This window comes from Pseudomonas migulae (genome assembly GCF_043225285.1).
Taxonomy (GTDB): Bacteria; Pseudomonadota; Gammaproteobacteria; order Pseudomonadales; family Pseudomonadaceae; genus Aquipseudomonas; species Aquipseudomonas migulae_C.
In genome coordinates this window covers 2423413-2446733 of record NZ_CP171224.1, presented here as the reverse complement: position 1 = coordinate 2446733, position 23321 = coordinate 2423413, and the positions used below count along the sequence as shown (strand labels likewise).

Below are 23321 nucleotides of genomic sequence, written 5' to 3'. Positions count from 1 at the left end.
GGCGCGCCATGAAAAAAATCATCCACAACCTCGCCCCCTGGGCGTTGCCGATCTTGCTGGTGGCGGTGTGGCAGTTGTCGGTGTCGGCGGGCTGGTTGTCGACGCGAATCCTGCCGGCGCCCATCGCCGTGATCGAGGCCGGCGTGAGCCTGGTGCGCAGCGGTGAAATCTGGACGCACCTGGCGATCAGCGGCTGGCGCGCGGCGCTGGGCTTCACCATCGGTGGTGGCATCGGCCTGGCGCTGGGCTTCATTACCGGCCTGTCGAAATGGGGCGAACGCCTGCTCGACAGTTCGGTGCAGATGATCCGTAACGTGCCGCACCTGGCGCTGATTCCGCTGGTGATCCTGTGGTTCGGCATCGACGAGTCGGCGAAGATTTTCCTGGTGGCATTGGGCACGCTGTTCCCGATTTACCTCAACACCTATCACGGCATCCGCAACGTCGATCCGGCACTGGTGGAGATGGCGCGCAGTTATGGCCTGTCCGGTTTCAGTCTGTTTCGCCAGGTGATCCTGCCGGGTGCATTGCCTTCGATTCTGGTCGGTGTGCGTTTCGCGCTGGGCTTCATGTGGTTGACGCTGATCGTGGCGGAAACCATTTCCGCGAGCTCCGGCATTGGCTACCTGGCGATGAACGCCCGGGAGTTTTTGCAGACCGACGTGGTGGTGCTGGCGATCCTGATGTACGCGGTGCTCGGCAAGCTCGCCGACCTCGCGGCCCGTGGACTTGAACGAGTGTGGCTGCGCTGGCATCCGGCGTATCAGGTTGCCAAAGGAGGTGCCGCATGACCGCTCAACAACCTCCACGCCTGCTGCGCGGGATTCCGCTGGCGGTGCGCAAACTGCAAAAAACCTTTGGTGCGCGGCAAGTGCTGCGTGAAATCGATCTGCACATCCCGGCCGGCCAGTTCGTCGCCGTGGTGGGGCGCAGCGGTTGCGGCAAAAGCACCTTGCTGCGCTTGCTCGCCGGTCTCGATAAACCCACGGACGGTGAATTGCTGGCCGGCTCCGCGCCGCTCAGCGATGCCCGGGAAGACACGCGGTTGATGTTTCAGGAAGCCCGGCTGTTGCCGTGGAAAAAGGTCATCGACAACGTCGGCCTCGGGCTCAAGGGCAACTGGCGTCCGCAAGCGCTGGAAGCGCTGGAATCGGTGGGCCTGGCGGATCGTGCCAATGAATGGCCGGCGGCGTTGTCCGGTGGGCAGAAGCAACGTGTGGCCCTGGCCCGCGCGCTGATCCATCAACCGCGCCTGCTGTTGCTCGACGAACCCCTGGGCGCGCTGGATGCCCTGACCCGAATTGAAATGCAGCAACTGATCGAGCGGCTCTGGCAACAGCATGGTTTCACCGTGCTGCTGGTGACCCACGACGTCAGTGAAGCGGTGGCGATTGCCGATCGGGTGATCCTGATCGAAGACGGCGAAGTCGGCCTCGACCTGCAGGTGGAACTGCCGCGTCCTCGCGTGCGCGGCTCCCATCGGCTGGCGGCGCTGGAAACCGAAGTGCTCAACCGCGTCCTCGCGCTGCCCGGCGCACCGCCGGAACCGGAACCTGTTTCACCCTTGCCTACGCAATTGCGTTGGGCGCAATAACTCAAGCCTCATCCCACGACAGGAATCAATATCATGACTATCAAGGCCATCAACGTTCGTAACCAGTTCAAAGGCTCGATCAAGGAAATCGTCCTGGGTGACGTGCTGTCGGAAATCGATGTACAGACCGCTTCCGGCATCGTCACTTCGGTGATCACCACTCGCTCGGTGAAAGAGCTGGAGCTGGTGGTGGGCAGCGAAGTGATCGCGTTTGTGAAATCCACCGAGGTGTCGATCGCCAAGTTGTGATCACGTGGAGTACACAGAACCCCGGAGGGCGTAAGCCCTTCGGGGTTTTTTTATGGATTTGAGTCAGTGAGGTTGGTGGTGCGGCCATCGTCGGAACGCCGCCCGGAGCCGGCTCGCTCCCACAGGGGAATGCATTCCAAATGTGGGAGCGAGCCTGCTCGCGATGACGCAAGTGCAGCTGAAAAATAATCAGGCAGGAATAGCACGCTTCGGCAAATACGGCGGTAAATACAGCCCCAGATATGCATCAAACACCCGCATCCCTTCCTCCGCCATGCGCGGCGTGATCTGCCCGTGCTGCTGCACCGAGCGCGCATACACCCGATCACCCAATTCCATCGCCAACGCAAACACATCAACGTCGGTCGGCAACCTTGGTAGTTCGAAATGATGATCGAACAGCTTGTGCATCAGGTCGCCCAGCTCGATGTCGTGCTGGCGGTCGGCCTGGGTGACTTCGGTCAGACCGTGCTGGGCGAGGATCAGTTGGCGGGCGGCGGCATCTTCGTCGTAGATGTCGAGCATGCGTTGTTCCACCAGCCGCGACAGGTCACGCCAGCCGCTGAGGGCCCCGTGGTCGATGGGCGCTTGCAGGCACGCGCGGAAAGCGGCGTGGACGTCGGCGGTCAGCGCTTCGAGCAGCGCCGGGACGCTGGCGAAAAAGTGGTAGACGGAGGAGGGCGGGATTTCCGCGCGCTCGGCGACGCTGTAGATTGACAGACTGGCCACGCCCTCGGCGGCCAGCAGCGTGCGGGCGGCATCGAGTATCGAATCGATCCGGGCCTGGCTGCGGGCGCGGGGTTTGCGAACGGTGGCGGTGCGCGTCATTGGAGTCTCCTGCGGGGCAGCGGGCATTGTACGAGCAGGCTCTGGTGTTGTCTGCCCGGACGCCATCGCGAGCAGGCTCGCTCCCACAGTTGATCTCCAGTGGACATAAATTCTGTGTGCGCCGCACATCCCCTGTGGGAGCGAGCCTGCTCGCGATCCGCCGCAGGCGGCCATAAAAAAACGCCGCAAGCTGTGCAGCCGGCGGCGTTCCTTTTTACTGCAACCGCTTAAACGGTATGCAGGTACCAGTTGTACTCAAGGTCGGAGATGGAGTGTTCGAACTCCTCCAGCTCGCTTTCCTTGCAGGCCACGAAGATATCGATGTATTTCGGATCGATGTACTTGGCCATGACTTCGCTGTCGTCCAGCTCGCGCAGTGCATCACGCAGGTTGTTCGGCAGGCTTTGCTCGTTCTGCTCGTAGGAGTTGCCTTCCACGGGTGCGCCCGGCTCGATCTTGTTGGTCAGGCCGTGATGCACGCCCGCCAGGACCGAAGCCATCAGCAGGTACGGGTTGGCGTCGGCGCCGGCCACACGGTGCTCGATGCGCACGGCATCGGAGGAACCGGTCGGCACGCGGATCGCTACGGTGCGGTTGTCCAGGCCCCAGCACGGCGAGTTCGGCACGTAGAACTGTGCGCCGAAACGACGGTAGGAGTTGACGTTCGGGCAGAGGAAAGCCATCTGCGCCGGCAGGGTCTCGAGCACACCGCCGATCGCGTGACGCAGCGCGGCGTTCTGCTCGGGATCCTCGCTGGCAAAAATGTTTTTGCCATCTTTATCAAGAATCGAAATGTGTACGTGCAGACCGTTGCCCGCCTGGCCCGGGTAAGGCTTGGCCATGAAGGTGGTGTCCATCTCATGGTCGTAGGCGATGTTCTTGATCAGGCGCTTGAGCAGGACCGCATAGTCGCAGGCCTTGATCGGGTCGGCCACGTGGTGCAGGTTCACTTCGAACTGCGCCGGGGCACTTTCCTTGACGATCGCGTCGGCAGGGATGCCTTGCTCTTTCGCACCTTCCAGAATGTCCTGGAGGCAGTCGACGTATTCGTCGAGGTCGTCGATCAGGTAGACCTGTGTCGAGTGCGGGCGTTTGCCAGAGATCGGCGAGCGCGGAGGCTGAGGGCGGCCGTTCACGTTCTCCTGGTCGATCAGGTAGAACTCAAGCTCGAATGCCGCGCAGATGGTCAGGCCCAGTTCGTCGAACTTGGTCACGACCTGGCGCAGGACTTCGCGAGGATCGGCGAAGAAAGGGTCACCTTCGAGTTCGTGCATGGTCATCAGCAATTGCGCGGTCGGGCGCTTCTGCCAGGGCTCATTGCACAGGGTGTCGGGGATTGGATAGCAGATTCGGTCAGCATCGCCGATGTCCAGGCCCAGGCCGGTGCTTTCCACCGTCGAACCATTGATATCCAGAGCAAATAGAGAGGCCGGCAGGTTGATGCCTTTCTCGTAAACCTTGTGGAGGCTGGTGCGTTCGATGCGCTTGCCGCGCACCACACCATTCATATCCGCAATCAGAAGGTCAACGTACAGAACCTCAGGATGTTCCTTAAGGAACGCGTTCGCTTCGTTAAGCTGAACGGCACGCGGGGGTACCGACATGATGCAACACCTTTGTTGTTAAAAATATCAATCATTGATCTCTTCGGATTCCAGTCAACCCGAACGGCATGCCGAAGTCAAGCGAGGCCTTTTTTGCCCTAAAAAAGCGCTCGTGAGGCTTTTTTGAGGCACTTTGGGGCGTTTTTATGCCTTTGAATGCTTTGCCGTCCGCGGGCTTGAGCGGGCCGTGTTGTATTTTTTACGGGGGTGTTGTGTAAAAAAATGAACAAGGCTAAGCTCGATTCAAACCCATAACAGCAATAATACCGGGGTGCTTCATGTCTCGCCTGCCGTTAATCGGCGTCACCGTCTGCTCAGCGCAGCTCGGTCTGCATGCTTATCACATCAGTGGCGATCGTTACGCTCACGCCAAGGCCTGCATTGCCAAAGGCGTGCCGTCGACTCTTCCTTCCCCGGCTGATCTGCTGGCTCCGTCCGATATTCTGGACGGTCTGCACGACATTCTTTTTACGAGCTGTCCTTCCAATATAGATCCGTTTCAACTGGCTGGCCCGACCAACGTGTCGGCCATTGCTCATGATTCTGCACGCGCCCCTAAGCTAATGCTCTCTCACGCCATTACCCGTGTGGGTGTTTGTGCGCGGCAATTGCAGTGGCAATCTGTACCAAGCGACGCCCACGCGTCAAACAACGCCTGACTTTCAAGAGTCCGGAAACTCAGCCTAAGAGGCATTTATGAGTCACAACCTCGACCAGCTCACCGATTGGTTGAAAGACCACAAGATCACAGAAGTCGAATGCATGATCGCCGACTTGACCGGGATTACCCGGGGCAAGATTTCGCCGACCAACAAGTTCATCGCCGAAAAAGGCATGCGCCTGCCCGAGAGCGTTCTGTTGCAGACCGTGACCGGCGACTATGTCGAAGACGACATCTATTACGAACTGCTCGACCCGGCGGACATCGACATGATCTGCCGCCCCGACCAGAACGCGGTGTACCTGGTGCCGTGGGCCATCGAGCCGACCGCCCAGGTGATCCACGACACCTATGACAAGCAGGGCAACCCGATCGAGCTGTCGCCGCGCAACGTGCTCAAGAAGGTCCTGAAACTCTATGCCGACAAGGGCTGGCAGCCGATCGTGGCGCCGGAAATGGAGTTCTACCTGACCAAGCGCAGCGACGACCCGGACTACCCGTTGCAGCCGCCGATCGGTCGTTCCGGACGCCCGGAAATCGGTCGCCAGTCGTTCTCCATCGAGGCGGCGAACGAGTTCGATCCGCTGTTCGAAGACGTCTATGACTGGTGCGAACTGCAGGAACTGGACCTCGACACGCTGATCCACGAGGACGGCACGGCGCAGATGGAAATCAACTTCCGTCACGGCGATGCCTTGTCCCTGGCCGACCAGATCCTGGTGTTCAAGCGCACCATGCGCGAAGCCGCGCTGAAGCACGACGTGGCGGCGACCTTCATGGCCAAGCCCATGACCGGCGAGCCGGGCAGCGCGATGCACTTGCACCAGAGCATCGTCGACATCGAGACCGGCAAGAACATCTTCTCCAATGAAGACGGGACCATGAGCCAGCTGTTCCTGCACCACATCGGTGGCTTGCAGAAGCTCATCCCGGAATTGCTGCCGCTGTTCGCGCCGAACGTGAACTCGTTCCGCCGCTTCCTGCCGGACACCTCGGCACCGGTGAACGTGGAGTGGGGCGAAGAGAACCGCACCGTGGGCCTGCGGGTTCCGGATGCCGGGCCGCAAAACCGTCGGGTGGAAAACCGCCTGCCGGGCGCCGATGCCAACCCGTACCTGGCGATTGCCGCGAGCCTGCTCTGCGGTTACATCGGCATGGTCGAAGGCCTGAACCCGAGTGCTCCGGTGGTGGGCCGTGGCTATGAACGCCGCAACCTGCGCCTGCCGCTGACCATCGAAGATGCGCTGGAACGCATGGAAAACAGTGCAACCATCGAGAAGTACCTGGGCAAGAATTTCATCACTGGCTACGTCGCGGTCAAGCGGGCCGAGCATGAAAACTTCAAGCGCGTCATCAGCTCCTGGGAGCGGGAATTCCTGCTTTTCGCCGTCTGATGCGCCGGGCGCGACACGCTGGAAATTGTCGCGCCTTTCACTGAAATCTTAGGAGAATTCGCATGACCAGCAACAACCCGCAAACCCGTGAATGGCAAGCCCTGAGCAATGATCACCACTTGGCCCCGTTCAGCGATTTCAAGCAGCTGAAAGAGAAAGGCCCGCGGATCATCACCAACGCCAAGGGTGTTTACCTCTGGGACAGCGAAGGCAACAAGATCCTCGACGGCATGGCCGGCCTGTGGTGCGTGGCGATCGGCTACGGTCGCGATGAACTGGCCGATGCCGCCAGCAAACAGATGCGCGAACTGCCGTACTACAACCTGTTCTTCCAGACCGCTCACCCGCCGGTGCTGGAACTGGCAAAAGCCATCGCCGACATCGCGCCGGAAGGCATGAACCACGTGTTCTTCACCGGTTCCGGCTCCGAAGGCAACGACACCATGCTGCGTATGGTCCGCCACTATTGGGCGATCAAGGGCCAGCCGAACAAGAAAGTCATCATCAGCCGCAAGAACGGCTATCACGGCTCCACCGTGGCCGGCGCGAGCCTGGGTGGCATGACTTACATGCACGAACAGGGCGACTTGCCGATCCCGGGCATCGTCCACATCGCGCAGCCGTACTGGTTCAGTGAAGGCGGCGACATGACACCGGAAGAGTTCGGTGTGTGGGCAGCCAATCAGTTGGAAGAGAAGATTCTGGAAATCGGCGTGGACAACGTCGGCGCCTTCATTGCCGAGCCGATCCAGGGTGCCGGCGGCGTGATCATTCCGCCAGACACCTACTGGCCGCGCATCAAGGAAATCCTCGCCAAGTACGACATCCTGTTCGTGGCGGACGAAGTGATCTGTGGTTTCGGCCGCACCGGCGAGTGGTTCGGTACCGATCATTTCGACCTCAAGCCCGACATGATGACCATCGCCAAAGGCCTGACGTCCGGCTACATCCCGATGGGTGGCCTGATCGTGCGTGACGAAGTGGTCGCAGTGCTCAACGAAGGCGGCGATTTCAACCACGGCTTCACCTACTCCGGTCACCCGGTGGCGGCGGCGGTGGCGCTGGAAAACATCCGCATCCTGCGCGAAGAAAAAATTATCGAGCGCGTTCATGCGGAAACGGCACCCTATTTGCAAAAGCGTCTACGGGAACTGAGCGATCACCCGTTGGTGGGTGAAGTGCGCGGGGTCGGTCTGCTGGGGGCGATCGAACTGGTGCAGGACAAGGCCACTCGCAAACGTTACGAAGGCAAGGGCGTCGGCATGATCTGCCGCACTTTCTGCTTCGACAACGGCCTGATCATGCGTGCCGTGGGCGACACCATGATCATTTCGCCGCCGCTGGTGATTACCAAGGCCGAAATCGATGAGCTGGTGACCAAGGCCCGCAAGTGCCTGGACCTCACCCTCAGTGCATTGCAGGGCTAAGTGCTAGGCTCTGAGCGGGAGACATGAAACTTTCGCTCAGGGCGGTCGTAAACGGCGGCCTTTCCTTGAAAGACCGCCTCGGATCTTGCCAGACTAGCCGCGGTTCCAGTTGTCCGGGTTCGGCCGCTGAACAAAGTGGTTCAAAAAAGAAAAATTTGGAGCATTACGCATGAAGGCATTAGGAAAAAAGCTTGCTGGCAAGACACTCCTCGCCATGTCCCTGATGGGCATTATGGCGAGTGCGGTTCAGGCGGACGACAAGGTGTTGCACGTCTATAACTGGTCCGACTACATCGCTCCGGACACCATCAAGAAGTTTGAAGACGAGTCCGGCATCAAAGTCGTGTACGACGTCTTCGACAGTAACGAAACCCTCGAAGCCAAGTTGCTGGCAGGCAAGTCCGGTTACGACATCGTCGTACCGTCGAACAACTTCCTGGCCAAGCAGATCAAGGCGGGCGTTTACCAGAAGCTGGACAAGTCCAAACTGCCTAACTGGAAAAACCTGAACACCGACCTGCTCAAGGCGGTATCGGTCAGCGACCCGGGCAACGAACACGCCTTCCCGTACATGTGGGGTTCGATCGGCATCGGCTACAACGCCGAGAAGGTCAAGGCTGCACTGGGTGCCGATGCTCCAGTCGATTCCTGGGACCTGATCTTCAAGCCTGAAAACGCCGCCAAGTTGAAGTCTTGCGGTATCAGCCTGCTCGATTCGCCAACCGAGATGATTCCGGTGGCGCTGCACTACCTGGGCCTGCCAACCGACAGCCAGAAGAAAGAAGACATCGACAAGGCCGAAGCGCTGATCATGAAGGTCCGTCCTTCGATCGCTTACTTCCACTCGTCCAAGTACATCTCCGACCTGGCCAACGGCAACATCTGCGTGGCCGTGGGTTACTCGGGTGACATTTACCAGGCCAAGTCCCGCGCGGCTGAAGCCGGTGACAAGGTCAAAGTCAGCTACAACATTCCGAAAGAAGGTGCCGGCAGCTTCTACGACATGGTCGCCATCCCTAAAGATGCCGAAAACGTCGAAGGCGCCTACAAGTTCATGACCTTCCTGCAGAAGCCGGAAATCATGGCTGAAATCACCAACGCCGTACGTTTCCCGAACGGTAACGCGGCTGCCACGCCGCTGGTGGATAAGGACATCACTGCAGACCCGGGCATCTACCCGCCGGCGGACGTGCTGGCCAAGCTGTACGCGATTGCCGACTTGCCGGCCGCGACCCAGCGGATCCTGACTCGCAGCTGGACCAAGATCAAATCCGGTAAGTAAGTAGCAACAACCCCTGTAGGAGCGAGCCTGCTCGCGATGAACCTGAGAGCACCGCTGGGTGTCAGGCCCCCAACGTCATCGTTGACGACCATCGCGAGCAGGCTCGCTCCTACAGGTATCTGTATAAAAGTTTTGCTGGAACGGTTTTTCGAGGGTAAGTTGCGCGCCGGTTTTGTTGCCGGGCAGCCATGACTGTCATGTAACGCGGGGCAACTTGGGCCCAACTAATTTTAGAGGACCTCCACTTGCCTATTTCTTCTTTGTTGCGCAATGCCATGCTGTTCGGCGCTGGACTGACGCTAGCCGCCAGTGTCCAGGCTGCCGGCACCGTGCATATTTATAACTGGTCGGACTACATCGGCGAGACCACCCTGGCCGACTTCCAGAAAGCGACGGGCATCAAGCCGGTCTATGACGTGTTCGACTCCAACGAAACCCTGGAAGGCAAGTTGCTGGCCGGGCGTACCGGCTACGACGTGGTCGTACCGTCGAACCACTTCCTTGGCAAGCAGATCAAGGCGGGCGCGTTCCAGAAGCTCGACAAGTCACAGTTGCCGAACTACAAGAACCTCGACCCGGTACTGCTCAAACGTCTGGAGCAGAACGATCCGGGTAACCTGTATGCCGTGCCGTACCTGTGGGGCACCAACGGCATCGGTTACAACGTCGACAAGATCAAGGCCGTGCTGGGTGTCGACAAGATCGATTCCTGGGCCGCGGTATTCGAGCCGGAGAACATCAAGAAGCTGCACAGTTGCGGTGTAGCGTTCCTCGACTCCGCTGATGAAATGATGCCGACGGTCCTCAACTACATGGGCCTGAACGCCAACAGCACCAACCCTGAAGACTACAAGAAGGCCGAGGCCAAGTTGCTCGCGGTGCGGCCTTACGTGACTTACTTCCATTCCTCCAAGTACATCGCGGATCTGGCCAACGGCGACATCTGCATCGCGATCGGCTTCTCCGGCGACATGTTCCAGGCCCGCAACCGCGCGGCTGAAGCGAAGAAAGGCGTGAACATCGAATATTCGATTCCCAAGGAAGGCGGCGCGCTGTGGTTCGACATGCTGGCGATTCCGAAGGATTCGGCCAACGTCAAAGAGGCGCACGCGTTCATCAACTATTTGCTGAAACCTGAGGTAATCGCCCAGGTCAGTGATTACGTCGGCTACGCCAACCCTAATCCCGGGTCGGACAAACTGATGGAACAGTCCATTCGCACCGACGAAGCGGTTTACCCACCGCAAGAAGTCCTCGACAAGACCTACGTGTCGGTCGAGTTGCCACCCAACATTCAGCGTTTGATGACCCGCAGCTGGACCAAGGTCAAGTCGGGCAAATAGCTTCAAGGCTCAAACTATCCAAGGTTGGCTCACCTTGAGCGAACTGCACTCTTTTTTTTTGGGAGTTTCGTAAATGGCAGTTGCCTCCGGCGCCTATAAGAAAGCCCTCGAGGGCGACCAGTCACCTAAACAGGTGCTGGTCAAAATCGACCGGGTCACGAAGAAGTTCGACGAGACGATTGCCGTGGACGACGTGTCCCTGGAAATCAAGAAAGGCGAAATCTTCGCCTTGCTCGGCGGTTCGGGATCGGGCAAATCCACTTTGCTGCGCATGCTCGCAGGTTTCGAACGGCCCACGGAGGGGCGGATTTTCCTCGACGGCGTAGACATCACCGACATGCCGCCGTACGAGCGGCCGATCAACATGATGTTCCAGTCGTACGCCCTGTTCCCGCACATGACCGTGGCGCAGAACATCGCTTTCGGCCTCAAGCAGGACAAGCTGCCTGCGGCGGAAGTCGATGCCCGCGTGGCCGACATGCTCAAGCTGGTGCAGATGACGCAGTACGCCAAGCGCAAGCCGCATCAGTTGTCCGGCGGTCAGCGTCAGCGTGTGGCGCTGGCGCGTTCCCTGGCCAAGCGACCTAAGTTGCTGCTGCTCGACGAACCGATGGGTGCGCTGGACAAGAAGCTGCGTTCGCAAATGCAGCTGGAGCTGGTCGAGATCATCGAACGCGTCGGCGTAACCTGCGTCATGGTGACCCACGACCAGGAAGAGGCCATGACCATGGCCGAGCGCATCGCGATCATGCACCTGGGCTGGATCGCCCAGATCGGCAGCCCGATCGACATCTACGAAACCCCGACCAGCCGCCTGGTCTGCGAATTCATCGGCAACGTCAACATCTTCGACGGTGAAGTGATCGACGACGCCGAAGGTCACGCGACCATTACCTGCAAGGATCTGGATCGCCAGATCTACGTCGGCCACGGCATCAGCACCTCGGTGCAGGACAAGTCCGTGACTTACGCGATCCGTCCGGAAAAACTGCTGGTGACACCGACCCAGCCAACGTGCGAATACAACTGGTCCAGCGGCAAGGTGCACGATATCGCCTACCTTGGCGGTCACTCGGTGTTCTACGTCGAGTTGCCGAGCGGCAAGATCGTCCAGTCGTTCGTTGCCAACGCCGAGCGCCGTGGCGCGCGTCCGACCTGGGGTGACCAGGTTTACGTGTGGTGGGAAGACGACAGCGGCGTGGTACTTCGCTCATGAACATGCGCAAATTAAAACGCCGCCTCAATCGAATAATTCCCGGTGGCCGCCAACTGGTCATCGGGGTTCCGTTCATCTGGCTGTTCCTGTTCTTCATGCTGCCGTTCTTCATCGTTTTGAAGATCAGCTTCGCCGAAGCCGACGTGGCCATTCCGCCGTACACCGAGATCTACAACTTCGTTGATCAGAAGCTGCAGGTGCTGCTCAACCTCGGCAACTACGCGATGCTGGGTGACGACGAGTTGTACATCGCCGCCTACCTAGGCTCGCTGAAGATGGCGCTGATCAGCACCATCCTCTGTCTCGTGATCGGCTACCCGATGGCCTACGCCATCGCCAGCGCCCGCAAAGAGCTGCAAACGGTGCTGGTGCTGCTGATCATGATGCCGACCTGGACCGCGATCCTGATCCGCGTTTACGCGTGGATGGGCATCCTCAGCAACAACGGTCTGCTCAACGGTTTCCTGATGAGCATGGGCTGGATCAACGAGCCGCTGCAGATCCTCAACACTAATCTGGCGGTTTACATCGGCGTGGTTTATTCGTACCTGCCGTTCATGATCCTGCCGCTCTACGCCAACCTGGTGAAGCACGACCACAGCTTGCTGGAGGCCGCGTCCGACCTCGGTTCGAGCACCTTCAACAGCTTCTGGAAGATCACCATTCCGCTGTCCAAGAACGGCATCATCGCCGGCTGCATGCTGGTGTTCATTCCGGTGGTGGGCGAGTTCGTGATCCCGGAACTGCTGGGCGGTCCGGAAACCCTGATGATCGGTAAAGTGCTCTGGCAAGAGTTCTTCAACAACCGTGACTGGCCGGTGGCGTCTGCCCTGGCGGTGGTGATGCTGGCGATCCTGATTGTGCCGATCATTCTGTTCAACCGCAGTCAGGCCAAGGAAATGGAGGGTAAAGAATGAAGCGCTTCCGTTTCTCGAGTTTCATGCTGATCGCGGGCCTGCTGTTCATCTACGCGCCAATGCTGATCCTGGTGATCTACTCGTTCAACGCCTCGAAACTGGTGACGGTGTGGGGCGGCTGGTCGATCAAGTGGTACGTCGGCTTGATGGACAACACGCAACTGATGGGCTCGGTGGTGCGTTCGCTGGAAATCGCCTGCTACACGGCGGTGGCAGCGGTGGCGCTGGGGACATTGGCGGCGTTCGTCCTGACCCGCATCACCCACTTCAAGGGCCGCACGCTGTTCGGTGGCCTGGTCACCGCGCCGTTGGTGATGCCGGAAGTGATCACCGGTCTGTCGCTGTTGCTGCTGTTCGTGGCCATGGCGCAGATGATCGGCTGGCCACAGGAACGCGGCATCGTCACCATCTGGATCGCCCACACGACGTTCTGTGCGGCGTATGTGGCGGTGGTGGTGTCGGCGCGCTTGCGTGAGCTGGACCTGTCCATCGAAGAGGCGGCCATGGACCTGGGCGCGCGGCCGTGGAAGGTGTTCTTCCTGATCACCATCCCGATGATCGCGCCATCGCTGGGTGCGGGCGGCATGATGTCGTTCGCCCTGTCGCTGGACGACCTGGTGCTGGCGAGCTTCGTGTCGGGCCCGGGGTCGACGACCTTGCCGATGGAAGTGTTCTCGGCGGTACGCCTGGGCGTGAAGCCTGAGATCAACGCCGTGGCCAGCCTGATCCTCCTGGCGGTGTCGCTGATGACGTTCCTGGTCTGGTTCTTCAGCCGTCGCGCCGAAGAAGCGCGCAAGCGTGCGATCCAGCAAGCCATCGAGGAAAGCGCAGCCGACTCGTGGAAGCAACCGGACGTGCGTCGCGCACAGCAGGCGCCGGAAGCGGCCTGAGCCTTTGGGTTGATCGCATTTCTGTGATCAACCCAAATCCCCTGTAGGAGCCAGCTTGCTGCGGGCGGCGTTCCGACGATGGTGTGTCAGTCGACATCAATGTGGCTGATCTACCATCGCCAGCAAGCTGGCTCCTACAAGGTTTTATGCAATCCAGGGGGACTTGCGGATGATCTCGACGAAGTTCATCGGCTTGAACCCTGGCTCGCTGTCCACCAGCACATCCGCATTCACCGTGCCGAAAGTGGTATCAGGCTTGTGCTTGAAGCCATTGGCGAACGCACACAGGATGCACTCCTTGAACCCTTCGCCCCGTGGATGCGCATGCACCACCGCCTCACGCTGCGCGGTGGGAAAAGCCGCGTAGTCGATCCCCAGCACATCCATTTCCACGCCCGCCGTCACCAATGCCACGTTGGGGCGCAAGTGATGCACCACGTTCGGCGTGGTGTGCAGGGCAATCGACAACCACACCTGCTCGATGTCGTCGTCACTGAAGCCATACGGCTTGAGGAACGCCTTGGCGGCGTTGGCGCTGTCGACTTCGAAACGCTCGTTATCGCTGCGATGACCTTCCACCAGGCCGAGGTCATGGAACATCGCGCCGACATACAACAGCTCCGGGTTGTAGGTCAGTTGCTTGCGTTCACCGCTCAACGCACCGAACAGGAACACCCGGCGCGAGTGGTGGTAAAGCAGGTCGGATTCGACGTCGCGGATGTATTCCGTGGTGGCCTTGGCCAATGCGCTGTCGGGGATTTTGATGCCGGCGATGGTGCTGCTCATGGTGCTGTCCTCGTGGGGAACGCCGTGGCGGCGCTGATGGGACAAGTCTGTTCCCGCCCCCAAAACCGGACAATCGATCCATGGCTGCGATCCTTGCCAATGAGCATGCATATCGCGCCAACCTCGCTTGTTGCGCGCGGATTGGCTAAGTTTGATCGGTACACCGCGCACCCTGTAGGAGCGAGCTTGCTCGCGATGGTCGTTAACGATGACGCGGGTTGCCTGGATGAACGCGGCGCTCTCACGTTCATCGCGAGCAAGCTCGCTCCTACAGAGGACGGTGTATCCAGAGCCAATGAGGGCAATTCACGTCATGAGTAAAACCGTTGCCATCGTGGTGTTCGCCGGCGTTCAGTCCCTGGACGTCACCGGCCCCATGGATGTGTTTTCCGAGGCCAATCGTTTCCTCGCGCCGCAGGATCACTATCGGCTGGAAGTGATCGGCGTCGAGCGCGGGGTGATGCCGTGCTCCAACGGTTTGTCGCTCAATGCTCACCGGCACTTCAGCGAAGCGCTGGAGGCCTACGACTTGTTGCTGGTGGCCGGCGGGCCGCAGTTGCCATTCATGAATTTCGGCCCGGCCTTCGATGCCTGGCTGCGCGATGCCAGCGCGCTGGCGCAACGCTTTGGCTCGATCTGCAACGGCGCATTCATGCTCGCCCGCGCCGGCCTGCTGGAGGGGCGCACGGTGACCACACACTGGGGCGACGCACCGGCGTTGGCGGCGCTGTGCCCGTCGACTCGGGTCGAAGCGGATCGCCTGTACGTGCAGGACGGCGAGCTGTTCACGTCGGCGGGGGTGACGGCGGGGATTGATCTGTCGCTGTACCTGCTGGCTCGGGATCACGGGCCGGAAGTCGCGCTGAGTGTGGCCAAGCGATTGGTGGTGTTCACGCAGCGCTCCGGCGGGCAATCGCAGTTCAGCCCGTTCCTTGTGCCCCACGCCGAACCGACGTCGGCGGTGGCGCTGGTTCAGCACTATGTGCTGGCCAACCTGACCGGTGACCTGACCATCGCCGACCTGGCCAACGCGGCCAACATGAGCGCGCGCAATTTTTCCAGGGTGTTTGCCAAGGAAGCGAAAATCACCCCGGCAGAATTTGTCGAGCGGGCGAGGGTGGACGCGGCGCGGGTGATGCTGGAAAGCACCAGTGCGCCGCTGAAGACCGTGGCGTACCAGTGCGGGTTTCGCGATGCGCAGCACATGCGCAGTGTGTTCAATCGCCGGCTCGGGGTGACGCCGCAGCAGTTCAGGTTGAATTTTGCGGCGATGGTTTGAGCCAATAGTTGTGCTGCCTTTGCGGGCCTCATCGCGAGCAGGCTCGCTCCCACAGGGATTTCCATTGTGAATGCGATCTATGCAACACCGCCGAACCTTGTGGGAGCGAGCCTGCTCGGGATGAGACCCGCAAGAGCGACAAAAACCTAGGGCGCAGCCCGCGCCGGCAACAGCTTCAACGTACTCCGCGTATTCGCCGTGACTTCCTCGTCATTGAGGTGCGCCTGGAAATACACGCCCTCAACATACGCCTCCGCCTGATCCTCGTAATGCCGGTCAAACGGCACGCCACTTTGCCCTACCGGGTTAACCGTCAGGCTGTGGGCCGGGTCGGCGAAGTCGATCAGGCGGCGGGTCGACGGCCCGTAAGTTACCGGCCATGGCGCCGGCCCGATCTTGGCCGACAGGTTGTTCGGCACTTCATGGGTGCCGGGTGCAGCGAACGGGCCGACATTGAAGATCCGGTCCAGCGGCTTCTGCTGCCCCAACGGATGACCGTGGGTCAGCGTGTGCGCCTTGCCCCACTGCCATTGCGCGAAATCCGCGCCCAGCGTGGTCTTGAGGTGCGCGATGCTCGCTTGCCACGCCGCTTTCACCGTGTCGGCGCGGCTTTCCTTGCCAGGCGTATTGCGGTTGTCCCACCACGGCGAATCGGCGTTCGCCGCCAGGCGCGGCAGTGCGGCGTCGATCACCCGGGTCGAGAGCAGCGTTTCGAAAAAGTCGTTGCCCAGCTCATCGTGCATCGCCGCGTCAGCGAGGTTGAACAGGAACTGGTTGAACAGCGTGGCACTGGTGGAATCCAGCGGGTAGTCGCCTTTCCACTGGGCTAGTTGCTCGACCATTTGGCGTTCGGCCGGATCGCTCACGACTTCTCGCAGCACGGGTAACAACGGCGCGAGCAGTCGAGGGCCGTAGGCGGTGGTGGTGCCCAGTTGCAGTTTTTGACTAGCCTCCAGGTCCCATTTGATGGATTTATCGCCGAGCTGGCGATTGAGCTGCTGGCCACGATCCGCGAGGTTGTAGTAACCGGGAATCTCCATGCCGGTCGGCGACACAGGCTGGAAGTTGGCCGAGACGATGTAACCGCGCGCCGGGTTCTCTTCCTGTGGGTTGGCGCTGAACGGGTAGAAACCGTCCTTTTCCGCTTCGGCGCTGCTGCCGTCCAGGATGAACCACGGTCGTACGCCGGCAGGCCGTTTCGGCAATTGCGCCGCCGCCCACCAGCCGATGTCGCCCTTGGCATTCGCCCAGACAATGTTCAGCCCCGGCGCCTGGACCTTGGCCGCCGCACTGCGGGCCTTGGCCAGGGTGTCGGCGCGGTTGAGCTGGTAGAAACCTTCGAGGATCGGGTTCTGGCTTTCGAGAAAACCCCACCACATGGCGATCGGGGTCTTGCCGGCGGCGGTGCCCAGCGCATCGTTGACGATCGGCCCGTGCGGCGACTGGCGCAGGGTCAATGTCACCGGCGCCTGGCCCTTGACCGCGATCTGCTGCTCGCTGGTCACCAGGTCCACCCACTTGCCGCGATACCAGACCTGATTGGCATTGTCCGGGTTGACCTTTTCGGCGATCAGGTCGAGGTCGTCGTTCTGGAACATGGTGATGCTCCAGCCGAAGTCACGGTTCATCCCCAGCGAAGCGAACGGCATCAAGGCCTGATAGTGGCCGTAGAGTTCGAAGCCCGGCGCCGAAAGTTGCGCTTCGTACCACACCGACGGCGCGGAGAAGCGGATATGCGGATCGCCCGCCAGCAACGGCTTGCCGCTTTTGGTGTGGCTGCCCGAGACCACCCAGGCGTTACTGCCCTCAAACTGCGGCAGGCCGTTGTCCGCCAGCGCCTGCTCACTCAGGCGGGCGAGGGCATTGAGGTCTTTCCAGTCGCCACTGGCGAGGGATGGCGCGGCAGTATTGGGCTTGTTCGCCAGCACGCCTTTGGATTGCCAGTCGAGCTCGAAGACGTTCAGGTAGTCAGCGCCCAACTGATCACGCACGTAGGTCAGCAGCGGTTCGGTACGAAACGCCGCGGCAAAACTGTAGGCCATGTAGCCGGCGATGCTGATGGTGTCCTGCGCGGTGAACGGGCGCTTCTGGATACCCAGGACGTCGAACTCCACGGGCTTTGCGTGGGTGTCCTGATACTGGTTGATGCCATCGAGATAGGCCTGCATGGCGATGAACGAGGGTGATTGCTTGTCGAGGTTGGCCAGGTAGGTTTCAGCGCGTTCACGAATGCGCAGGCTGCGCATCAGCTTGTCGGTGTCGAGCAGTTTCGGGCCCAGCACTTCGGCCAGTTCGCCGCGAGCGAGGCGACGCAGGACTTCCATCTGGAACAGCCGGTCCTGGGCGTGCACATAGCCGAGGGCGCGGTACAGGTCGGTTTCGTTTTCGGCGTGGATGTGCGGGACGCCACGTTCGTCGTAACGCACCGTGACCGAGCCTTGCAGGTGTTGCAGTTCAACCATGCCCTGGCGTGTCGGCTGCTTGCTGTAACCGTACCAGCCGGCGCCGGCGGCGAGCACGACAATCAGCAGGACGAGCGCAATCAGGAGACGTTTCATGGTGATTCCTTGTTCTTGTTATGAGTGGCAGCAGTTCCCTGGCGACACTGTTTAACACGAGCCGCCACATCGGCCCATCACCCGTAGGAGGGATTCTTGTTGCCGTGTTTGTCCCTACTTCGTTGTATCGACGGGCCACGGGCAGTAACACCCCACCGCCAGGGTGTGCGTGGCGTTGACCGTGCGGCCTTCGTTTAACGCTTGCAGGATCGGCTCGATAAAGCTGTTGTTCGAGTTGCAGGTCAGGCCTTCGCTGTACGGACCGAAGTAGGCCAGTTTGCCGCTGCGGTCCCAGATCGCCACGGCGGGGCTGGCAGGAATCTGTTCCGAGCCGGGAAGAACGGTGATGGTTTTCAGGCTGCTCAAGGTGCTGGGCAACTGGCCGTGGCTGCCGGGTTTTTGTACGGCATAGAACTCGACGCCTTGCGGCACGTAGTGCTCGACCAGTTCGCTCAGGTGTTGTTGATTGCCGACGTTGCACGGGCAGGCCGGGTCCCAGAAGTGCACAAGGCGGATGGCGCCGGGGCCGGCGTGGTCGTCGGGCAGGCGCAGCGGGTCGCCGGAGAACACGGCGGTGTGTTCGCTGAACGCTCGCAGGTAGCGTCCCTGGAACCAGTCGTACGCGGCCCACAAAACTCCGGCACACACGAGGACGAGCAGGCAGGCGAGCAGTGGGGTGCGGTAGGGCGAACGCATGGGTGTCGATCCTCGAAGGTCGCTCAGCTTGCCATGCTTGCCGCGACAGATGAATATCGCAGGCTTATAAAGTCCGCTTCGTGCTCTGGAATCATTCATGTCCGCCACTTTCGACCCCGATCATCTGCGTGCCGGCCTGCGGCCTCTGGCCGAGTGGCAGCCGTTGTCTGAGCAAGCGCTGGCCTACCAGCGCTTCTACGGCCTGGACTTTCCGGGACGGCAACTGCGCAAAAGCCTGGGGCGTTTCGAGGTGGACGGTTATGAGCTGGTCAGCCAGCTCTGGTGGCCGGAGCGGGCGAAGGCGACGTTGTTTGTGTTCCACGGCTTCTACGATCACACCGGGCTTTACCGACACGTGATCGAATGGGCGCTGGATCAAGGCTTCGCGGTGATCGCCTGTGATTTGCCGGGGCACGGTTTGTCCAGCGGCGAGCGGGCGAGCATCCGGGATTTCGCCGAGTATCAGCACACGCTGCAAGGGCTGTTTGTCGAGGCGCAATCCCTCGACCTGCCGCAACCCTGGCACCTGTGCGGGCAGAGTACCGGCGGCGCCATCGTGATCGATCATGTACTCAATGAAGGCGCGAACAGTCCGGCCCAGGGCCAGGTGATCCTGCTGTCGCCACTGGTGCGGCCGCGAGCCTGGGGCTGGTCGCAGCTCAGTTATTACCTGCTCAAGCCTTTCGTCAAAGCCATCGCCCGGCGTTTCAGCGAAAACTCCAACGACCCGGATTTTCTGCCATTCCTGCAAGCCGATCCGTTGCAGCCGTTACGCTTGCCGACGGCCTGGGTCGGGGCGCTGGCGCGCTGGATCAAGCGCATCGAAGCCGCGCCGGGCAGCCCGCGACGTCCGTTGATCGTGCAGGGTCAGGCGGACATGACGGTGGATTGGCAACACAACCTTGAAGTGTTGAAGGCCAAGTTCGATCGGCCGCAGGTGTTGATGCTGCCGCAGGCGCGGCATCATCTGGCGAATGAGACGGTGGCGTTGCGCGGGGAGTATTTCGGGTTCTTGAGCAAGCGGATCAAGGGGCGGAATTTGTAGCGACAGTTAAGCCCCCATCGCCGGCAAGCTGGCTCCTACAGTTGACTGTGTGCTTCCGGACAACTCGATCCACTGTAGGAGCCGGCTTGCCGGCGATGGCGATCTAACCGACGCCGCAGATTACTGGCTAAGGTTCGAAGGGCTTTGCCCCACCGCCAACCCCGCCCGAATCGCCGCCAACGCCGCCTGGTAATACGCCTTGCCCTCCGCCGACTCGGCAAACGTAGCAAACTCCTCAAGCTCGTTGTCCGACAGGTCGCGATAGACATACAGCAGCGTGTTATTCAGGTCGCTACCGATCTGTTCCATCAAGCGTTGCCGCTGACCATTCAACAGCCCCTGAGCCTGACCGCCGCCGAGCAAACCGGGAATCATCGAACTCAAGCTGTCGGCCGCCACACCGGCGATCGCCAGGCTGACTTCGGCGCCGGCCTCGCGCGCGGGCAGGGCCTGGGCCAGGTGGCCGATGATCAGCATGCGGCTGTCGCTGGCTTCCATCTTGGGCAGGCCTTTGGCGTTTTTCGCCAGTTGATCGCGACGGGTCGCTAGCAACTCGGCGGCGACGATCTTCTTGCCCAGCGGCGACTGGAAGAACGTCAGGGCCGGTTTCGGATCGGCGAGGGTCTTGCGCAATTGCGCTTCGGCGCGCTGGTCGACGGCCTGCGGGGCAAAGCGCTGATTGCTGTTGTTCACCAGTGCCTGAAACACCGCCGGCGGCAGGCTGTTCTGGTAACGCTGCTGGGCGGCTGAAAGGGCGTCATTGAAATGCGCGCGTTGTTCTGGCCAGCCGGCGACCTTGTACAACTGGTCGTGGCCGTCTGCCCAGGCGGGCAAAACGCAGAACATCAGCAGTGAAAAAAGCAAACGGCGCATAGGGACTCCTGTCAGCAGGCGACTATTCTCCGTGCGGCATACCGACTTGTCGAGAATTCGTATCAAGCCGCTGCGCGGCTCTGTCGGATTTTCGGGCACAGGAATACTATGCGCGCCATGCCTATATCCTCTGATCACCCGCTGCTGTTACGTATCGTCGACGACCTGGCTGAACGCGGCTGGTCGCAGCAGAATATTTTCCTGCCTCTGGGTCTGACCCGGGAACTGGCGGCTGAGTGCCGTAAACGTGCCGCAGAGGGTGAGCTGGCCCCGGCCGCTGTCGGCCGTGGACCGTCATCGGAGGTTCGCGAGGGCATTCGCGGTGACCATATCCAGTGGATCGAGCCGGGCCAGGCGCTGGCCTGCGACAGCTACCTGGAGTTGATGGACAGCCTGCGCGAGGCAATGAATCGCAGCCTGTTCCTGGGGCTCGAAGATTTCGAAAGCCACTTCGCGATGTACCCGCCCGGTGCGTTCTACCTCAAGCATGTGGATCGCTTTCGTGATGATGACCGGCGCATGGTTTCGGCGGTGGTCTACCTCAACGATGCGTGGCTGCCGGAACACGGCGGGCAGTTGCGCATGTACCTCAAGGACGGTGTTGAATACGATGTGACACCGACCGGCGGATGCCTGGTAGTGTTTCTCTCGGGCGAGGTGCCTCACGAAGTCCTGCCCGCGACCCGTGATCGCCTGTCGTTGACCGGCTGGTTCCGGCGCCGTGGCAACGAGCCGTTCTGATCATGCAAAAGATTCTGGTAAGTCGCTGCCTGCTCGGCCACCGCGTGCGTTATGACGGTGGGGCCAGCGGGCCGTTCGATCAGCTCCAACAATGGATCGACGAAGGTCGCGTGGTGCCACTGTGCCCGGAAGTCGCCGGAGGTTTGCCGACGCCACGGGCAGCGGCGGAGATTCCGGGCGGGCAGGGCGGTGAGGTGCTGGACGGGCAGGCGGCGGTGATCACCACCGAGGGCGAGGATGTCAGTGCGGAGTTTCTTTCAGGGGCCTATCAGGCGCTGGAGCTGGTGCGCAAACACGACATCCGCATCGCCGTGCTCAAGGCCAATAGCCCGTCGTGCGGTAACTTGCTGACCTATGACGGGACGTTCAGCGGCGTGAAGGTCAGCGGGGAAGGCGTCACCGCCGCGTTGCTCAAGCGCCATGGCGTGCAGGTATTCAGCGAGCTAGAACTGGCTGAGGCCGCCGCTGCACTGCAAATCTGACGCCTCACACAACCCTGTAGGAGCCGGCTTGCCGGCGATAGCGGCCTTCGCACCAACATCTCCTTTGAATGTGACGGCCTCATCGCCGGCAAGCCGGCTCCTACAGGGGATCATGGTGGTCAATAGGATTGTCGGTGGGCTCAGGGTTTCGGCTGCGTGCTTGCATCCGCGTCAAACCACTTTTTCTCCAGCGCCGCCATCCGCCCATCCGCCTTGATCCGCTGCAACGCGTTCTCCAGGCTGGCGTGAAACGCCGGGTTACCCTTCTGAAACGGAATCGCCAGGTTCACATTCCCGGTGGCTTTCGGTTTTTCTGCCGTCAGCGACTGCACCAGCAGGATGGAGCGCGGTTCCTCTTCTTTCTGCGCGATCAATTGCGCATCGGCCTGAATGTAAGGTTCGCTGAAGTCGAAACGATCCTTGAGCGCCGGGGTCTCTGTAATGTGGTTGATGGCGATGTCGTACTTGCCGGTTTCAACGCCGGTCAGGAGATCGCTGGAATCGGTGACGACGAAGTCGGCCCGCACATCCAGTTCGTTGGCCAGCAGTTGGCCCAACTCGACTTCGAAGCCGGTGAGTTGGCCGTCGTCCTTGAAATTGAAGGGCGGTGTATTAGCCTCAAGGGCAATGCGCAATTCGCCGCGGTCGTTTACATCGTCAATCAGTTCGGCATGAGCCAAAGGGCTCAGAAGGGGTAGCAGGCAGATCAGGCCAGGCAAAAAGCGCATGGTCACTCCTTTGAATACATTTATCGCGATGCGCTGGTTCAGGCTCGCTTTGCTATGGTTGTCGAGAGCCTTCGACAACGAATGGCCGTGAAGTTGTCATGGCCGCGCGGATTTTACGAAAAAACTGGAGAAGAGAATGAAAACCTTTATGTCACGAGCAGCATTGGCTGGCCTGTTGATGGGCGTTTCCGTGCTGGCCAGTGCCGCTACGCCAGCACCCAAGGGTGCAGAAGTGTCCATCGTTTCTCCCGCGGACGGTGCCACGGTCCCTGAAACCTTCACCGTCAAGTTCGCTGTCGAAAACATCGCGTTGGCGCCCGCGGGTGATGTCACCAAAAACACCGGTCATCACCACTTGCTGATCGACGTCGACAAACTGCCTGCCGCCGGTGCGCCGATTCCGGTGGACGCCAACCACATGCATTTCGGCAAGGCGCAGACCCAGGCCGATATCAAGCTGGCCCCGGGCAAGCACACGCTGCAGCTGGAACTGGGCGACAGCGGCCACATGCCGTTCGATCCGCCGATCGTGTCGAAGAAAATCACGGTCAACGTCAAGTAACCATAGTAGCGCCCAAGAAAAAGGAGACCCGAAGGTCTCCTTTTTTTGTCGCTTAAATCGCGATCAGAACAACACGCGGCTACGGATAGTGCCGTTGATGTGCTGCCGACGGTGCTTGCCAGGGTGAGCCGGCAGGGCCAATTCTTGAGGGACTTACCACATCTTT

22 protein-coding genes and 1 pseudogene are annotated in these 23321 nt (G+C 60.6%); 16 read left to right on the top strand and 7 right to left on the bottom strand.

All coding sequences use genetic code 11. The annotated features are described in order from the left end of the window. Nucleotides 1-8: 8 nt before the first annotated feature. From ssuC to ACF6ZU_RS11330, 3 genes are read left to right on the top strand one after another with little or no spacing between them, the layout of a single operon-like run. A complete protein-coding gene (gene ssuC, locus ACF6ZU_RS11340; protein WP_392892398.1) occupies nucleotides 9-791 on the top strand; it encodes an aliphatic sulfonate ABC transporter permease SsuC in 783 nt (260 codons plus the stop codon). Next, nucleotides 788-1594 carry an aliphatic sulfonates ABC transporter ATP-binding protein gene (gene ssuB / locus ACF6ZU_RS11335; RefSeq protein WP_392892396.1) on the top strand — a complete coding sequence of 269 codons (807 nt, stop codon included), beginning with the start codon at nucleotides 788-790 and terminating at the stop codon, nucleotides 1592-1594. Before ssuC ends, ssuB begins: the two co-directional genes overlap by 4 nt. A gap of 33 nt (nucleotides 1595-1627) precedes the next feature. Then, nucleotides 1628-1843 (top strand): molybdopterin-binding protein, encoded by a 216-nt coding sequence (locus ACF6ZU_RS11330; RefSeq protein ID WP_003229256.1) that lies wholly within the window; start codon nucleotides 1628-1630, stop codon nucleotides 1841-1843. Nucleotides 1844-2032: 189 nt separating this feature from the next. Here ACF6ZU_RS11330 and ACF6ZU_RS11325 read toward each other — a convergent pair whose 3' ends face one another. Beyond that, nucleotides 2033-2671 (bottom strand): TetR/AcrR family transcriptional regulator, encoded by a 639-nt coding sequence (locus ACF6ZU_RS11325; RefSeq protein WP_392892392.1) that lies wholly within the window; start codon nucleotides 2669-2671, stop codon nucleotides 2033-2035. 227 nt (nucleotides 2672-2898) lie between these two features. After that, nucleotides 2899-4275 carry a glutamine synthetase family protein gene (locus ACF6ZU_RS11320; protein WP_077044690.1) on the bottom strand — a complete coding sequence of 459 codons (1377 nt, stop codon included), beginning with the start codon at nucleotides 4273-4275 and terminating at the stop codon, nucleotides 2899-2901. 278 nt (nucleotides 4276-4553) lie between these two features. On the opposite strand from ACF6ZU_RS11320, the pseudogene ACF6ZU_RS11315 reads away from it, so the two are divergent. The 8 genes and pseudogenes from ACF6ZU_RS11315 to ACF6ZU_RS11280 form a co-directional block, all read left to right on the top strand. After that, nucleotides 4554-4871, top strand: a pseudogene (locus tag ACF6ZU_RS11315) (gamma-glutamyl-gamma-aminobutyrate hydrolase family protein); the annotation flags it as partial. A 100-nt stretch (nucleotides 4872-4971) separates the two neighbouring features. Beyond that, nucleotides 4972-6330, top strand: a complete 1359-nt coding sequence (locus ACF6ZU_RS11310) for a glutamine synthetase family protein (protein WP_392892389.1) — start codon at nucleotides 4972-4974, stop codon at nucleotides 6328-6330. Between the two features lie 62 nt (nucleotides 6331-6392). Next, entirely contained in the window at nucleotides 6393-7757 is a 1365-nt protein-coding gene (locus tag ACF6ZU_RS11305; RefSeq protein WP_392892387.1) for an aspartate aminotransferase family protein, read from the top strand. 169 nt (nucleotides 7758-7926) lie between these two features. Then, complete coding sequence (locus ACF6ZU_RS11300; protein WP_392892385.1) at nucleotides 7927-9039, top strand: polyamine ABC transporter substrate-binding protein; 1113 nt, start codon at nucleotides 7927-7929, stop codon at nucleotides 9037-9039. 245 nt (nucleotides 9040-9284) lie between these two features. Then, complete coding sequence (locus ACF6ZU_RS11295; protein ID WP_392892383.1) at nucleotides 9285-10382, top strand: polyamine ABC transporter substrate-binding protein; 1098 nt, start codon at nucleotides 9285-9287, stop codon at nucleotides 10380-10382. 73 nt (nucleotides 10383-10455) lie between these two features. Next, entirely contained in the window at nucleotides 10456-11598 is a 1143-nt protein-coding gene (locus tag ACF6ZU_RS11290) for an ABC transporter ATP-binding protein (protein ID WP_392892381.1), read from the top strand. 35 nt (nucleotides 11599-11633) lie between these two features. Beyond that, on the top strand, nucleotides 11634-12515 hold the full coding sequence (locus tag ACF6ZU_RS11285; RefSeq protein WP_392893779.1) for an ABC transporter permease subunit: 882 nt from the start codon (nucleotides 11634-11636) through the stop codon (nucleotides 12513-12515). Beyond that, on the top strand, nucleotides 12512-13405 hold the full coding sequence (locus ACF6ZU_RS11280) for an ABC transporter permease subunit (RefSeq protein ID WP_010466694.1): 894 nt from the start codon (nucleotides 12512-12514) through the stop codon (nucleotides 13403-13405). The genes ACF6ZU_RS11285 and ACF6ZU_RS11280 overlap by 4 nt, the downstream gene beginning before the upstream one ends. A 144-nt stretch (nucleotides 13406-13549) precedes the next feature. Here ACF6ZU_RS11280 and ACF6ZU_RS11275 read toward each other — a convergent pair whose 3' ends face one another. Continuing rightward, the gene (locus ACF6ZU_RS11275; protein WP_392892379.1) at nucleotides 13550-14191 is read right to left on the bottom strand and encodes an HD domain-containing protein; all 642 of its coding nucleotides are present in this window, start codon (nucleotides 14189-14191) and stop codon (nucleotides 13550-13552) included. Nucleotides 14192-14504: 313 nt separating this feature from the next. Here ACF6ZU_RS11275 and ACF6ZU_RS11270 point away from each other — a divergent pair, with 313 nt between their 5' ends. Next, nucleotides 14505-15470 carry a GlxA family transcriptional regulator gene (locus ACF6ZU_RS11270; protein WP_392892377.1) on the top strand — a complete coding sequence of 322 codons (966 nt, stop codon included), beginning with the start codon at nucleotides 14505-14507 and terminating at the stop codon, nucleotides 15468-15470. A gap of 146 nt (nucleotides 15471-15616) precedes the next feature. Here the strand turns inward: ACF6ZU_RS11270 and ACF6ZU_RS11265 are convergent, their stop codons facing one another. Beyond that, nucleotides 15617-18028, bottom strand: coding sequence for a penicillin acylase family protein (locus ACF6ZU_RS11265; protein ID WP_392892375.1), 2412 nt, complete (start codon nucleotides 18026-18028; stop codon nucleotides 15617-15619). Between the two features lie 114 nt (nucleotides 18029-18142). Then, nucleotides 18143-18724 carry a DUF6436 domain-containing protein gene (locus ACF6ZU_RS11260; protein WP_392892373.1) on the bottom strand — a complete coding sequence of 194 codons (582 nt, stop codon included), beginning with the start codon at nucleotides 18722-18724 and terminating at the stop codon, nucleotides 18143-18145. 97 nt (nucleotides 18725-18821) lie between these two features. Between ACF6ZU_RS11260 and ACF6ZU_RS11255 the strand changes: the two genes are divergently transcribed. Next, nucleotides 18822-19769 carry an alpha/beta hydrolase gene (locus ACF6ZU_RS11255; protein ID WP_392892371.1) on the top strand — a complete coding sequence of 316 codons (948 nt, stop codon included), beginning with the start codon at nucleotides 18822-18824 and terminating at the stop codon, nucleotides 19767-19769. Nucleotides 19770-19889: 120 nt separating this feature from the next. On the opposite strand, the gene ACF6ZU_RS11250 is transcribed toward ACF6ZU_RS11255, so the two are convergent. After that, entirely contained in the window at nucleotides 19890-20642 is a 753-nt protein-coding gene (locus tag ACF6ZU_RS11250; protein ID WP_392892369.1) for a DUF2059 domain-containing protein, read from the bottom strand. A 108-nt stretch (nucleotides 20643-20750) separates the two neighbouring features. Between ACF6ZU_RS11250 and ACF6ZU_RS11245 the strand changes: the two genes are divergently transcribed. Together ACF6ZU_RS11245 and ACF6ZU_RS11240 are read left to right on the top strand one after the other, a co-directional pair. Further along, the gene (locus tag ACF6ZU_RS11245; protein WP_392892367.1) at nucleotides 20751-21383 is read left to right on the top strand and encodes a 2OG-Fe(II) oxygenase; all 633 of its coding nucleotides are present in this window, start codon (nucleotides 20751-20753) and stop codon (nucleotides 21381-21383) included. Nucleotides 21384-21385: 2 nt separating this feature from the next. Further along, nucleotides 21386-21865: a DUF523 domain-containing protein gene (locus ACF6ZU_RS11240; protein ID WP_392892365.1), complete on the top strand. Its 480-nt coding sequence runs from the start codon at nucleotides 21386-21388 to the stop codon at nucleotides 21863-21865. 140 nt (nucleotides 21866-22005) lie between these two features. Here ACF6ZU_RS11240 and ACF6ZU_RS11235 read toward each other — a convergent pair whose 3' ends face one another. After that, on the bottom strand, nucleotides 22006-22593 hold the full coding sequence (locus tag ACF6ZU_RS11235) for a transporter substrate-binding domain-containing protein (RefSeq protein ID WP_392892363.1): 588 nt from the start codon (nucleotides 22591-22593) through the stop codon (nucleotides 22006-22008). Between the two features lie 136 nt (nucleotides 22594-22729). On the opposite strand from ACF6ZU_RS11235, the gene ACF6ZU_RS11230 reads away from it, so the two are divergent. Then, nucleotides 22730-23155, top strand: a complete 426-nt coding sequence (locus ACF6ZU_RS11230; RefSeq protein ID WP_392892361.1) for a DUF4399 domain-containing protein — start codon at nucleotides 22730-22732, stop codon at nucleotides 23153-23155. The last annotated feature ends 166 nt before the right edge of the window (nucleotides 23156-23321 follow it).